Raw genomic sequence first — 15,266 nt, forward strand, 5'->3', positions numbered from 1 at the left:
GTTGTCATCGACTCCCTCACTTTAAATTGATTTGTGGGCAATATATCGATTTTATTGCAAAATTGATAATCTCTAGCGTTGTAGGATGCTCTGGCAGATCGCTAGCTTATTTTGAAGATCAACCGATCGATTGTTGGAAGAAAAATTAGCAGCTGCCAAGGGGTTTATTTTTCTTTTTTTTAAAAAACCATTTAATTGTGTTGAAAATCAGGAATGAAGCCATTTATTCCACTAATTTGAACAAAAAATACTCCTTTTGCTGTAAACGATTTTTGATATTTGAGTTCATTTACTTCGTTAAATAACCAAATAAACCAAAACAACTATGATAACACCGATAACCAAAACGGTAGGGAAGGGGTTACTTTTATTTTCGTTGATGAGCATGTCTGCACCCGCGGTGCTTGCGCAGTCGCAAATAAAGATATCCGGAAAAGTAAGCTCCTCAACAGGCGAGCCTCTTGCGGGGGTCACAGTACAGATAAAGGGGGTGAAAAACGGCACTGTAACCGATGGGGCCGGCAATTATCAGATTCTTGCACGAGACATTGATGTCCTGATATTTTCATTGGTAGGCAAAGAGAAGGCCGAAGTCCAGGTCGATAAGAAAGATCACATTAATCTTGTACTCCAGGAGTCCAGTAGCCTGATTGACGAAGTGGTTGTTGTAGGCTATGGTACCCAGAAGAAAAGTAATCTAACCGGTGCTGTTGCTGCTGTCGATGGAAAGGTGCTTAACAAACGTATCGCTACAAATCCAACGCAGTTACTTCAAGGTCGCATGCCCGGACTTCGTGTTACCCAAGGATCGGGAGAAGCGGGGAATGAAAATGTGAATCTCCAGGTACGGGGATTGGGTTCCTACGGCGCCTCTTCTGCTCCACTGGTTATCGTAGATGGTATCCCCGGTAGTTTGGAAAATTTGAATCCCCAAGCAATCGAGAATATCACCGTATTGAAAGATGCCGCTTCAGCTGCTATCTATGGGGCAAGAGCAGCAAATGGAGTCATTCTTGTGACGACAAAACAGGGTAAAGCTGGAAAAACACAACTGAGCTACGATTATAATGTCGGAATTACCAAGGCCTCAGCTCTTCCAGACCTCGTATATAATTCCGTTGATTACATGACCTTGTATAATCAGGCAAATAAAAACTCGGGTGTCACAAATCCAAATGCTTCCTTTAGCCAGGAGATGATTGATGCCTACAAAAATGCAACAGATAAAAGATTATATCCCGATTTTAACTGGTTAGATGCTGTCTTTAGAACTGTCCCGGTGCAAACGCACAATTTAAGCTTAAGCGGTGGTGCCGGAGGAACAAATTACAACGTTATATTGGGCTACGTCAATCAGCCTGATATTATGATCGGGACTTCTTTTAAAAAGTATAATCTACAGCTTAACCTAGGCTCTAAAATAAATGATCGGATAAGTTTTGGTTCAAGTATCACCTTGAATTATGGGGATCGGAAATATCCTAGAAACGGTAGTGAAGATCAGTTTTTGTCTACCATTAGTCAATCACCACTTTATGGACCTGTATTACCAGATGGTAGTGGTCGTTATACGTCTAGGGCATATCCTTTTCAATCCCCAAATAAAAACCCTGTTGCAGTTGCCGAAAATGCATTTACAAGGCTGAACAATTATTTTATGCAAGGCAATATTTTTTTAAATGTGAAAATATTGGATGGACTGGATTGGAAGACGAGCGGCGGGTTGACGTATGGTTTTACAAAAAACTATACCAACAAACCTGTGATTAATCAATACATGTGGTTCGCCAAACCGGATGACCTACCCGCCAGACAACTTGATGTAGGTGGTCAGGGCTTAGAAGTAACGGACGACAACAATGTATATCCAGTCGGGTATACGCAATTGACTTACGATAAGTCTTTTGGAAATCATAACATGAAAGTACTGGCAGGAACCCAGGCAGAATATAATAAAACACAAAAATTGTTCGGAAGTAGGTTGCAATTTCCCAACAATGACCTGCTTGAGCTCGATGGTGGCGGAGCTGGACAACAATCAAATAATGGTGTCACCAATGAGTGGTCATTGAGGTCTTATTATGGTCGGTTAAACTATGACTACAAAGGCAAGTATCTACTCGAAGGGAATGCACGTTATGACGCCTCTTCACGTTTCCCTGAAAATAGAAAATGGGCGTTTTTCCCTTCATTATCTGGTGGTTGGAAAGTCTCGGATGAGAACTTTTTTGGTCCGAAATTGAAAGAAGTTGTTAATGAACTAAAGTTAAGAGCCTCCATTGGAACATTGGGTAATCAAAATATTGGTAACTACCCATATCAGATTGTTTACAATTCCTCTTTTGCTTATCCTTTTGATGAAACGCTCCAACAGGGAGCTCGTCAGGTAGCCATGGCCAATGACCGGATCAAATGGGAAAGTACCAAAGTCTTGGATTTCGGTGTAGATATCGGTTTATGGAACAACAAATTGACCGCTTCTTTCGATTGGTATAACAAAGTAACATCCGATATTTTATCTGCATCTACAGCTTTCCCTTCTTATATTGGATTGACTGCACCGACCGTAAATTATGGTGAATTGCGTAACAGAGGTATAGAGCTCGGCCTTCAATACCGTGATAAAATTGGAGCGGTATCCTTGACCCTCAATGGAAATATTCAGGCCAATCGCAACAAGGTGATGAAATATGGGGCCGAACGTATCTCGGGCAATACCATTATCCGGGAAGGTTTACCTTATGGTAGTTTTTACCTTTTGGAGAACACGGGCATATTCCGTTCGAAGGAAGAGGTGGCAGCTTCTCCAGTGCAACAGATTCCGGCACAACCGGGCTATCTGAAATTTGCTGACGTTAATGGAGATAAAGTTGTGGACAATAATGATCGAATTGTCGTGCCCGGAGCGTATCCAGATTTCGATTACTCCTTTAATGCAACGGCTGTTTGGAAGAACTTTGATTTTACAGCCTTTTTCTTTGGTTCCCAGGGACAAAAAATATTTGTGAGTGAGTGGGGAATCGTGCCCTTTAGGCAAGGCGGAACGTTCACTCGCGACTGGATGAACGCTTGGACTCCAGAGAATCCGAATGCATCGCTTCCAATAGTGGGTGCTGAAAATACCCCTGCGGCAAATAATGTACGGACTGCATCGACTTTCTTTTTAAAAGATGGATCCTTCTTGCGCCTTAAAAATATTCAGGTAGGCTATGCTATTCCACAGAGCACCTTGTCCAAAGCTGGTATTTCTGGCCTTCGCATTTATTTTGCGGCGGATAACCTGCTCACATTCTCCAAGTTCCCTGGTTTAGATCCCGAACGTGGTGTTTCATCAAGCGGTGGTGCAACATCAGGACGTTATGTGACTCATCCGCAGAATAAAGTATTCGCATTTGGGGCGAGCATCACATTCTAATCGAGTGGTAACTAAAAAAAAATTACAGATGAAAAAGAGCGTAAAAAAAACATATCTATATTTAAGCTTAGCAGCCTTAGCTGCATTGGGTAGCTGTACAAAAGATTTTTTAAATAAAAATCCAACGGATAAAATTTCGGAGTCAACCTTCTGGAAAACGCAGACTGATGCTGATTTGGCACTCTCGGGCTGTTATGAATTTCTTTGCCGAGGATACAATTCGACGTCTTCATCCAATGCACGTGGTGGTTGGGGTGGAGCAAGTATGTTTTGGGATGGGCTTTCAGACGATGCTTTTGTGTCCAGTACCTCCAATAACTTCAATATTATTTCGCGATCCGGAATCACCTCGACAACGGGTGGCATGCAATCTGAGGGCTATGAGATTTCGTATCAGGCCATTGCAGCATGCAATAAATTGATTGCCAATATTGAGCGTATTACAAGCATGAGCCAGCAGGACCGTGACCGATATAAAGCAGAGGCTCGTTTTATCCGCGCCCATTACTACTTTTTGTTGACCAATCTGTACGGTGATGTGCCATTGACTTTAGAACCTCTGGGCATGGACGATGCGAGTATTCGGCTCGGTAGAACACCTAAAACCAACATTATCGAAGCGATTTTGGCAGATTTAGATTATGCGAGTGAAAAACTGCCTAATACAGGGTATAAAGGACATGCTGTGCGGGGATCTGCACTGGGGTACAAAACAAAGGTGTTGTTGACGGTGAAGAAATGGGCGGAGGCAGCTGCAACAGCGAAGATTGTTATGGATGAAAACAAGTTTTCGATCTATCAGGGTGGATACCGCGATCTGTTCCGAAAGCCGGGACAAAATAATAATCCCGAAATCATGTTTTCCGCTCGATTTTTACCACCCAATATGTATAGTCCGGCAGATATGATGTATTCTTATCTGAAGACCATACAACCGCTGGGTTATCTGGTTGATTCTTATTATGCCATCGATGGAAAGGATATTAAAGAATCGACAGTTTACGATGCTAAAAATCCTTACGAAAATAGAGATCCACGGTTGAAGTCAACAATTATGTACCGCGGTGTATGGCGCGGAACTACAGCATCTTCCGCTTTTGATCCCGTTGCCGAGGGCGTGTTGGGTGGTTTTTTACCGAGAAAGTATATCAACGAATCGAAATGGCCAACAAGTTACGCGACACAAAGCGATCAGGATTGGGTATTCTTGCGCTATGCCGATATTTTATTGATGTATGCAGAAGCGAAGAATGAAAGTGCAGGGCCTGATCAAACAGCTGTGGATGCATTAAATAAGGTAAGATCCAGGGCTGATGTGAAAATGCCGCTCGTACAGTTTAGCGGTTCGCTGACAAAAAATGAATTCCGCGATATTATCCGTCATGAACGGCGGATTGAATTGGCTTTGGAAGGTCAACGTTATTTTGACTTGAAACGTTGGGGGATGATCAAAGAGGTGATGGATAAAACCAAAGATCCGGATGGAGCTTCACGGTTATTTATGGCAAGAGATACCTTATGGCCAGTACCGCAATCTGAGGTAGACATGGCCAAGAGTTTAGGTAATGACAATTTTAAGCAAACACCGGGTTTCTAAATTAAGAAAAAGAAAGATTTAGGTATGAGAGCTATATATAAGATGTTTTTGTCAATTGTCCTCATCACGGTGATAGGGAGGGGATCATTGAATGCGCAGGTAAACCGCTTGCCCGATAGTGTACGCATGAAATGGTGGGAGGAAGCCCGGTTTGGTATGTTTATCCATTGGGGAGTATATGCACAGTTCGGCGGTGTTTATAAGGGACACGAACAGGCACGTGGTGGAGCAGAATGGATTATGAACCGATCAAAAATTCCAGTTGATGAATATCAGGCCATGGCGAAACAATTTAATCCCATCGCCTATAATCCAGACGAATGGGTACGCATGGCGAAAGATGCGGGCATGAAATATTTGATTATCACAGCCAAACACCACGATGGTTTTGCACTCTTTGAAACAAAAGCGAGTAAGTGGAATATGGTGGACGCTACGCCCTATGGCAAAGACGTCTTGAAACCTTTGGCCGAAGCCTGCCGAAAATATGGACTGAAGCTTGGCTTTTATTACTCACAGGCGCAGGATTGGAATAACCCTGGTGGGTCGGCTGCTCGTAAGTTAATGCGAGAAGGCTGGCCTAATCCAGATTCAACCCGTATCGATGACTACACGCTAGCACATCATGGCCATTGGGACCCCAAACAAGAAACAGCGAGTTTTAGTGACTATATCAAAAACGTATCCTTACCTCAGGTCAAAGAATTGTTGAGTAACTATGGCGATATTGCTGTACTATGGTGGGATACGCCAACCAATATGACCGACGAAGCTGCAAATATGCTTCAGGACCAATTGGCATTACAACCCAATATTATCACGAATGATCGATTGAAACGGCCTAATTTCCCCGGCGATACCAAAACGCCGGAGCAAAAAATTCCAGATTGGAGTGAACTCGAAGGCAAACATTGGGAAACCTGTATGACCATGAACGGTACTTGGGGCTACCGCACATCGGATCATAAATGGAAGTCTGCCGAAACCTTGATCCGCAATCTCGTTGATATTGCTTCCAAAGGTGGAAATTATCTGTTGAACGTTGGCCCAAAACCCGACGGATCCTTCCCCCAGGAGAGTATAGAACGTCTGGCTGTAATTGGCAAATGGATGAAAGTCAATAGTGAAGCGATCTACGCAACCAAGAGTAGTCCTTTACAGCCATTTGAATGGGGGCGGTGTACCCTAAAGGAAGATGGAAAGCGGACTTATTTGTATATCTCGGTATTTGACTGGCCAAAAAATGGCCTAGTTGAACTTCCGATTGAAAATAAAGTTGTAAAAGCGAGCCTTTTAGCCAATAATCAAGTGTTAAAGGTAAAATCGAATGCCAATGGTATTCAGATTGCCGTGCCTGAGCAGGCCATTGATTCTGTTGCTACAGTGATTAAAATCGAAGTAGCAGGCAAATTTAAGCGCGAAAATGGGCCCGGAGCAAAGAACATGAAAACTGGAGCTTTGGACGAGTAAGGCCGATAAGATGGAAAGCAGATACTAGAATAGCATAATGAAGAAAAGTAGATTGAATAAAATAGTTGCGTTGTTGTTGACTTTTGGAGTTGCTCAGCTCCATGCTCAGGAAGTTAAGCGGATTGATCATGGCTGGGATTTCTTAAAGAGCGATCTGGGTGGAATCTGGGAAGCTGTAAGACCGGTGGGAGCCGGTAATCCCGAATCTGTTCCATTGTGGCAGCAGGTAGATCTACCGCATTGTTATAATGCGCTGGACGCTGTTGATCCAGCTATCAATTATTATCAGGGACCCAGTTGGTATAGAAAATCGCTGGAGATTGACAACCCCTATTTAAATGGTCACACCCTCCTTCATTTTGAAGGAGCCGGACAAAAGACAGCTGTTTATATCCATACCGTTAAAGTTGGGGAGCACGTTGGTGGATACGACGAATGGACTGTGGACATTACGGATGCGGTTGAAAAGTTTAAAAAAACAGCTGCTTTTAAAAAACAGTTAAAGGGTAAAATACCGCTTTCAATTCGTGTGGATAATTCGCGTGATTTAGAAATGATCCCCTCCAATCTGTCTGATTTTAACGTCTATGGCGGTATTTACAGACATCTAAACCTGAAATATGTTCCGCAGACAGCCTTGGAACGTGTATTTGTTGAGGCGTCAGTAGGGGCTGATGGCAGGCAGGGGGTAGCCAACGTCCGTGGACGACTGATGCCATTTTCGGCTCAGACTAATTTTGAAGTCGAAATGCAGCTCTACGACCCCGCTGGAAAAATCGTGCAAACCCAGCAACCACAGGTTAATAAGGGCGCATTAAATCTTGAATTTGGGAAGTTCATGGTCAAGAAGCCACAGCTTTGGAGCCCTGATCAACCGGCCTTGTACCGTTTGGTTACCACGGTTAAAAGCAATGGACAAGTATTTAAGGAAGAGAGTGTCTTTGGCTTTAGACATGTAGCGTTTAAAGAAAAAGGTCCTTTTCTGCTGAACGGGAAAAGACTTTTGCTTCGCGGTACCCATCGTCATGAAGACCATGCCGGAGTTGCTGCAGCAATGACTGACGATCAGATCTTACAGGAGATGACCCTGATGAAAGAGATGGGTGTAAACTTTATACGCTTGGGACATTATCAGCAGAGTCGTAAAGTGCTTGAGGCCTGCGATAGTCTGGGTATTTTGGTTTGGGAAGAGATTCCATGGTGCAGAGGTGGATTGGGTGGAGAGGTCTATCAGCTTCAGGGAAAACGGATGTTAACCAATATGATTGAACAGCATTATAATCATCCATCGGTCATTATTTGGGGCCTCGGCAACGAAAATGATTGGCCCGGTGATTTTACGGAGTTTGATCAGGCGAAGATAAGAGCTTATATGAGTGAACTCAATGGCTTAGCTCATCAATTGGACCCAAGCCGGAAAACAGCGATACGACGTTGTGATTTCTGTAAAGATATTGTTGATGTTTATTCTCCGTCCATTTGGGCGGGTTGGTATAGAGGCGTTTATACCGACTATAAAGCAGCCTCCGAGGAAGAAATGAAAAAGGTAAAGCATTTCCTTCATGTGGAGTGGGGCGGGGATAGTCATGCAAGACGACATGCAGAGGACCCTGACCGTGCTCTAGCTAAAATCAAAGGTGATGGTACAACAGATGAACGGGCAGGCGATGCGTCGCTCATTGGTGGAGCAGCACGCGTTTCTAAAGATGGCGATTGGAGTGAAAGCTACATCTGTAATCTCATCGATTGGCACTTAAAGGAACAGGAAACCATGCCTTGGCTCACGGGAACAGCCTACTGGCCATTTAAAGATTTTTCAACTCCGGTCCGGCCAGACAATCCTGTGCCTTATGTCAATCAGAAGGGTGTTGTTGAACGGGATTTTACCAAAAAAGAATCGTACTACGTATTCCAGTCGTATTGGACCGAGAAGCCAATGTTGCATATTTATGGCCATAGCTGGCCGGTCCGTTGGGGTGAAAAAGACGAGTCGAAAATGATCAAGGTGTATTCCAATGCCAAGGAGGTTGAGCTTTTTGTCAATGGCAAAAGTCAAGGACTAAAGAAAAGAAATAGCCAAGATTTTCCAGCGGCAGGTTTGCGCTGGATGGTGAAACTGAACGAAGGAAGCAATCAGATTAAAGCTGTCGCGAAAAACGGCCGGGAAATTCTCGTGGATGAAATTGAACAGCAGTATCAGACAAAAAAGTGGGGTAAACCGGCAAAACTTCTTGTGGAAAAAATTGCCACGGAAGGCGATATGATCACTGTGCAAGCTCAAATTGTGGATAATACCAATACCCCCTGTCTCGATGCAAAGGATTGGATCTATTTTGGTTCGACCGGCGATGGTCAGTTGATCGTCGACCAAGGCACTTCTACGGGGTCGAAAAAAGTGCAGGCCTACAATGGTCGTGCATTGATTAAGCTTCGACTGCCTTCGGGAAGCGCTGTGGTATCAGGCCGGATGGAAGGATCAAAAAGTACCTTGTTAACGATAGAAAAATAACACAAGATGTTAAAAGCAACGAATCATTTGAACTTCTTTTTACTGCTCGGCCTTATGGGGTCGCTTGCGCCATGCCGTGCACAAGGCAATTCGCCGCAGCTCAAGCTTTGGTATGATCAACCGGCCGCGCTCTGGGAGGAGGCACTACCGCTAGGCAATGGCACTACAGGAGCGATGGTCTTTGGTGGGCTAAGTAAAGATAGGTTTCAAATTAATGATAATACCCTATGGTCGGGTGAACCCGATGCGGGCAATAATGCAAACGGCCCGCAGGTTTTACCCCAGGTGCGCCAAGCCATCTTTGCTGGAAAATATGAAGAGGCAGCAGTTCTTTGGAAGAAAATGCAAGGACCTTATTCTGCCCGGTATTTACCTATGGGCGATTTATGGTTGGATTTTCACCAGGACGAAAAAAAGATAAAAGATTACAAACGGGAGCTGGATCTGGAGCGAGCGATCAATCAGGTCAGTTATTCCTATCAAGGTGTTCAATACCTAAGAGAAAGTTTTGTCAGCTTTCCGGATAAAGCATTGGTTGTTCGACTGAAGGCCGACAAGAAAAAATCAATTACATTCGACCTTTCCTTAACCAGTAAGCTAAAATACAGTGTTTCAGCGCAAGGGAATAATCAGCTGACCTTGCAGGGTAAAGCACCAAGTTTTGTCGCCAATAGGGATTATGAACCCCAACAAGTCGTGTACGACAGTATTGGCGGAAAAGGGATGGCTTTTGCGATGCAGGTAAGCGTAAAGAATATCGGTGGTGTGGTAAAAAAAGAGGGGGATAAGCTTAAGATCATAGGCGCCGATGAGGTGATTTTATTTTTGACGGAAGCGACAAGCTTTAACGGTTTTGATAAGTCGCCGAGTCAGGAAGGTAAAGATGCCACGCTGCTCGCAAAAAACCGCATGCATACTGTCTCCAAAAAGAATTTTCAGACCATACTCTCCGATCATCAAAAAGATTATCAAGCACTATTCAATCGAGTAGCCTTTGAGCTGGCTGGTACCTCTGCGCATGATAAATTGCCTACAGATCAACGTATCATACAGTTTTCCAAAGGACCGGCCGATTTGGGGCTGCTGACACTGTATTATCATTTTGGACGGTACTTGTTGATTGCCAGTTCCAGACAAGGAGGGAGACCAGCTAATTTACAGGGGATCTGGAATGATCATGTGCAGCCGCCCTGGGGAAGTAATTACACGACCAATATCAATACAGAAATGAATTATTGGCTCGCGGAAAATACCAATCTTGCAGAATGTCATCAACCCTTGTTTGATTTTATGGATGAGCTGGCTATCAATGGGGCCAAAACAGCATCGATAAATTACAATATCGATAAGGGCTGGGTTGTTCATCATAATTCCGATCTATGGGCCAAAACTTCCCCTCCGGGCGGATACGATTGGGATCCCAAAGGAATGCCGCGCTGGTCGGCATGGCCTATGGCAGGAGCCTGGTTGAGCACACATCTATGGGAACACTACCGTTTTACGGGTGACAAAACGTTCTTGAAGGAGAAGGCCTACCCCTTGATGAAAGGGGCAGCCCAATTTATGTTGCAATGGCTGATTGCGGATCTCGGAAATAAATATCTCGTCACCAATCCGTCCACTTCACCTGAAAATACAATTAAAATAGCAGGTAAGGAATATCAATTGACCATGGCCTCTACCATGGACATGGCGATCATTCGGGAGCTTTTCACAGCTGTTATTCACTCCTGTGCTATACTGAACGTTGATCCTGAATTTAAATCAGCACTAGAACAAGCGAAGGAAAAGCTTTATCCCTATCAGGTGGGGCAATATGGACAATTGCAGGAATGGTTTAAAGATTGGGATGATCCAAAGGACCAGCATCGGCATATTTCCCACCTATTTGGATTATACCCGGGCAATCAGATCAGCCTTGCAGAAAACAAGGCTTTGGCTGCGGCCTCCAAGCGTTCATTGCTTTTAAGGGGCGATGTGAGTACCGGCTGGTCGATGGCCTGGAAGACAAATTGGTGGGCGAGGCTTCAGGATGGAAATCATGCCTATAAAATCCTCAAGGATGCCTTAAATTTTATTGATCCCAAATTGGACCGTGCGCAGATGAGCGGTGGCGGAGCCTATCCGAATCTATTTGATGCACATCCACCTTTTCAAATAGATGGGAATTTTGGTGCTACGGCGGGAATGACTGAAATGTTGCTGCAGAGTCATGATGGAGCCGTCCACTTGTTACCGGCCCTACCTGATGAATGGTCTGCTGGGACGATAAAAGGAATTAAGGCCAGGGGAAACTTTACCGTAGATATTGCCTGGAAAAATAACGTATTGACCGAAGCAATGATCGTGTCCAATATTGGTGGTGTTTGTCGTTTGCGTACACCTTTACCCGTTAAAGTTGTCGGTGTCGAATCAAATCAGGCAGCTGTCACAGACAATGCGCTATTATATAAACCGGAACAACTTCCGTATACGGTAGCGGATTCTTCCAAACTGCCCCTTTTAGCTGGTCCAAAAACGTTTGAAGTTCAATTTGAGACCATAAAAGGTAAACGGTACCGTATTGTTCCAATGTAATTCAAAATCCAGGAAAAATGAAATTTACATCAATTGTTCGCGTCATGGGCTGTCTCCTTGGGATCGCAATTTTCCCTTTATTCTTGAGGGCAAAAATGAAGGAAGGTATTTTTGAGCAGGAGATCATCCAGACGCTGCGCCCTGTTATCCTAAAGCAGTCCAAGTGGGCGATGAAGCAGAAACCATTGACTGTGACAGCTTATAAGGCAGTTCGGAGTACCGGGGGTATTCATGATTTTTATTCTGAAGGCGATTATTGGTGGCCCGATCCCAAAGATCCCGCTGCGCCCTATATTCAACGGGATGGGATGACTAATCCAGCCAATTTCGTTGAACATCGTAAAGCGATGATCCGCTTCAGCCGAATCGTGGGGGCACTGGCCTCAGCCTATCGTTTGAATCCGGATAAAAAATACGTACAGCAGGCCCTTCGCCATTTAAAGGCTTGGTTCGTGGATGCAGAAACGATGATGAATCCGAATCTTCTTTATGCTCAGGCTATACAAGGGCGTTTTACAGGGCGAGGAATAGGCATTATTGATACCATTCATCTGATGGAAGTTGCACAGGGCGTAAAGATATTTGAAAACGACCCCAATTTTCCACAGGCTGCTAAGGATGCCATACATCGCTGGTTTGCAATCTATCTACGCTGGCTTACAACGCATCAATATGGAATCGATGAAATGAATGCTGCCAATAACCATGGTACCTGTTGGGTGATGCAGGTCGCTGCATTTTCGAGTTTGGTGCAAGACACGGTATTACTCAACAGATGTGCAGATCGCTATGCGCACGTGTTATTGCCGAATCAAATGGAGTCTAATGGCAGTTTTCCGAGAGAATTGCAGCGGACAAAACCTTATGGATACGCGTTGTTTAATCTGGATGCGATGACCATGATCTGCCAGATTTTGTCCAAGACCAACACCTCCCTTTGGCAGTATACATTGTCAGATGGGCGGACAATAAAAACGGGTGTTGATTTTATGGTCCCTTATATTGCAGATAAAGAAAAATGGCCGTATCCGAAAGATGTCATGTATTGGGATCAGTGGCCAATTGCGCATCCGGCACTCGTATTTTCGGCAGAAGCTTACCAGAATAAAGACTATCTGCAGCTTTGGAAAAAGCTTGATCATGCACCTGAACAAGAAGAGGTTGTTCGAAATTTACCCATTCGCAACCCGATTATTTGGCTTTGATTTTCCTGGCTCTTTATAAAATAACTTAACCATTTCACCTTAAAAACCTACAGATAACATGAATGTTAATGCGACGTCTTTGCGAAGATATACCCTCTTTTTGCGCTTTCGAAATTTAAAAAGGCCATCCATTGCCAAAGCACTATTTTTGACGGGAATTCTGTGCGCTTTTCAACACGTTGAGGCACAGAGTACCAGGCAGCTGCAAAAAGCGTGGGGCCTTGCAGATCAACAAGCTCAACTACTTTATAAAGAATTGCAGCTCTTGAAAAAAAGGGATTCATCCTTGGTTTCGCCACGTACGCTTTCCACAGATAACGAACTGGTTGCTGTGAAAAGGGGGGACTGGACCAGTGGTTTTTTTCCTGGCGTCCTATGGTTTCTCTACGAAAAGTCGGGAAAACAACAATGGAAGGATCTCGCTTCGGAAACAACAAGGTCGATCGAGGCGGAGCAATTTAATGGTAAGACCCATGATATGGGCTTTAAGATCTATTGTAGCGTTGGAAATGGTTATCGCTTAACCGCAAATCCACAGTACCGGGAGGTGCTTGTACAGGCAGCCAAAACGCTGGCAACCCGTTTCAATCCAACAGTCGGCTGTATACGTTCGTGGGACCACAATAGCCACCGCTGGGACTTTCCGGTTATCATTGATAACATGCTCAATCTAGAATTGCTGTTTGAAGCAACCAAACTCACTGGAGACTCTACTTATTATCAGATCGCGGTGAGCCACGCCAACACAACGCTAAAAAATCATTTTAGACCGGATTACAGTACCTATCATGTGATAGACTACAACCCGAAAACAGGAGCAGTGCAGCATAAAAACACCCATCAGGGCTTAAGTGACGAATCGACCTGGTCGCGGGGTGAAGCCTGGGCACTGTATGGCTATACGATGTGTTACAGAGAAACCGGCGATCCGAAATATTTGCAGCAAGCCGAAAAAGTTGCACATTGGCTGTTTACACATCCTAATATGCCGAAAGACTTGATCCCTTATTGGGATTTCGATGCACCTCATATACCAAATGAACCACGGGATGTGTCGGCAGCGACAGTCATCGCATCGGGGCTGTTGGAATTAAGCACGTATAGCAACCAAGGAAAAGATTATCGTGCAAAAGCACAGACCATATTGGCTAACCTGATAGACCATTACATGTCGCCACCAAATAAAAATCGCGGTTTTATATTATTACACAGTACGGGATCGAAACCTTCCAATACCGAAGTGGATAAACCTTTGAGTTATGCCGATTATTATTTCTTGGAAGCACTGCATCGACAAGAAGAGCTGCAGTCCGGAAAAGTGCAATCGGATCTGGTCCGGAAAAATCCAGCGGGACAATTGATCTATTTTCCGGATGCACAGGGAAACGTCATCCCCGACTTTAGCCATGTGGGCTATCATCAAGGTGATCAAAAGCTGCCCAATGTTCCTGTCGTGGTTACGGTAAAACCCAGCATAAATGGCGATGATCAGCAAATTATACAGCAGGCTATCGATGCCGTAGCAGCAAAACCACCTGATAAAAACGGTTATAGAGGTGCTGTTTTGTTAAAAAAAGGCCTGTACACTATACCTGGGAGTTTGGAAATTCATGCCAGCGGTGTGGTGTTGAGAGGTGAGGGGGATGCCGAAGGACAAACCCTGCTTAAAGCAGCAGGCCAGCACCAACGGAGCTTATTGAAAGTTTCCGGTACGGGTAATTATACAGTGGATCAGGCTAGACAACAGTTTGTTAAGCCTGGCTATGGACCTGTAGGGGCTAACTATGTTCTGGTCGATCGTCCGAAGGAATGGAGAGTGGGCGAGCAGGTCCTCCTCTCGTATGAAATGAACGATGCCTGGATTGAAGCGCTTCGAATGAACCAGATTGAAAAAAGAGAAGGGACGAAACAGTGGACAGCGCGGGAATACAAGCTAAATTTTGAACGTACTATTTTAGCCATTCGAGGTGACTCTGTATTTTTTGATAATCCCCTGGTGATGGCGATTGATCCGAGGTACGCAAAAGTGGCCGTCATTCCCTACACCTTCGACGGGCGTATAAGTGAAGTTGGGATCGAAAATATACGGTTCGAGTCTGATTTTGTAAGTGATACGGACGAAAATCACGGCTGGATTGCAATTGATATGGATAAAATAACGAATGGTTGGGTGCGCAATATCACAGCGCGTTATTTTGGCTATGCGGCGGTGAGTCTTGGTGCTTTTGCCAAACAGATTACAGTAATGAAGTCGCGGTGTCTGGATGGAAAATCTCAAATTACAGGCGGGCGGAGGTATTCGTTCAATAATGACGGTCAGCTTAATTTATTTAAAGAACTTTATACGACGGAAGGTCGTCATGATTACGTAACAGGGGCCAGGACCCTCGGTCCGAACGTTTTAGCCTTTCTAGCGCGGAACGAACACATGCGGATATTGGTCCACATCATCGATGGGCTGTTGGAACCTTATACGATCAAATCGTAACGGAT

The 15,266-nt window shown here is 44.5% G+C and carries 7 protein-coding genes; all 7 read left to right on the forward strand.

Going from position 1 to position 15,266, the window contains the following annotated elements:
• Window positions 1-325 precede the first annotated feature (325 nt).
• Genes B3600_RS21670 through B3600_RS25535 form a run of 7 tightly spaced genes read left to right on the forward strand, consistent with a single transcriptional unit; the run spans window position 326 to window position 15,261 of the window.
• Window positions 326-3,415, forward strand: a complete 3,090-nt coding sequence (locus B3600_RS21670; protein WP_286754362.1) for a SusC/RagA family TonB-linked outer membrane protein — start codon at window positions 326-328, stop codon at window positions 3,413-3,415.
• A gap of 28 nt (window positions 3,416-3,443) precedes the next feature.
• Window positions 3,444-5,012, forward strand: coding sequence for a RagB/SusD family nutrient uptake outer membrane protein (locus tag B3600_RS21675; protein WP_286754363.1), 1,569 nt, complete (start codon window positions 3,444-3,446; stop codon window positions 5,010-5,012).
• Window positions 5,013-5,036: 24 nt separating this feature from the next.
• Complete coding sequence (locus B3600_RS21680) at window positions 5,037-6,482, forward strand: alpha-L-fucosidase (RefSeq protein WP_286754364.1); 1,446 nt, start codon at window positions 5,037-5,039, stop codon at window positions 6,480-6,482.
• Between the two features lie 37 nt (window positions 6,483-6,519).
• Window positions 6,520-8,991 carry a glycoside hydrolase family 2 TIM barrel-domain containing protein gene (locus B3600_RS21685; protein WP_286754365.1) on the forward strand — a complete coding sequence of 824 codons (2,472 nt, stop codon included), beginning with the start codon at window positions 6,520-6,522 and terminating at the stop codon, window positions 8,989-8,991.
• Window positions 8,992-8,997: 6 nt separating this feature from the next.
• Entirely contained in the window at window positions 8,998-11,568 is a 2,571-nt protein-coding gene (locus B3600_RS21690) for a glycoside hydrolase family 95 protein (RefSeq protein WP_286754366.1), read from the forward strand.
• 17 nt (window positions 11,569-11,585) lie between these two features.
• Window positions 11,586-12,773 (forward strand): alginate lyase family protein, encoded by a 1,188-nt coding sequence (locus B3600_RS21695; protein ID WP_286754367.1) that lies wholly within the window; start codon window positions 11,586-11,588, stop codon window positions 12,771-12,773.
• Window positions 12,774-12,831: 58 nt separating this feature from the next.
• Window positions 12,832-15,261, forward strand: a complete 2,430-nt coding sequence (locus tag B3600_RS25535) for a glycoside hydrolase family 88 protein (RefSeq protein WP_312524487.1) — start codon at window positions 12,832-12,834, stop codon at window positions 15,259-15,261.
• Window positions 15,262-15,266: the final 5 nt, after the last annotated feature.

The sequence above is a fragment of the Sphingobacterium sp. UBA2480 genome (assembly GCF_002341965.1).
In the GTDB taxonomy this organism is placed as follows: domain Bacteria; phylum Bacteroidota; class Bacteroidia; order Sphingobacteriales; family Sphingobacteriaceae; genus Sphingobacterium; species Sphingobacterium multivorum.

What these genes read in the sequence shown, in the direction of transcription:
- B3600_RS21670 (WP_286754362.1), top strand. Translation starts at nt 326, where the DNA reads ATGATAACACCGATAACCAAAACGGTAGGGAAGGGGTTACTTTTATTT.
- B3600_RS21675 (WP_286754363.1), top strand. Translation starts at nt 3,444, where the DNA reads ATGAAAAAGAGCGTAAAAAAAACATATCTATATTTAAGCTTAGCAGCC.
- B3600_RS21680 (WP_286754364.1), top strand. Translation starts at nt 5,037, where the DNA reads ATGAGAGCTATATATAAGATGTTTTTGTCAATTGTCCTCATCACGGTG.
- B3600_RS21685 (WP_286754365.1), top strand. Translation starts at nt 6,520, where the DNA reads ATGAAGAAAAGTAGATTGAATAAAATAGTTGCGTTGTTGTTGACTTTT.
- B3600_RS21690 (WP_286754366.1), top strand. Translation starts at nt 8,998, where the DNA reads ATGTTAAAAGCAACGAATCATTTGAACTTCTTTTTACTGCTCGGCCTT.
- B3600_RS21695 (WP_286754367.1), top strand. Translation starts at nt 11,586, where the DNA reads ATGAAATTTACATCAATTGTTCGCGTCATGGGCTGTCTCCTTGGGATC.
- B3600_RS25535 (WP_312524487.1), top strand. Translation starts at nt 12,832, where the DNA reads ATGAATGTTAATGCGACGTCTTTGCGAAGATATACCCTCTTTTTGCGC.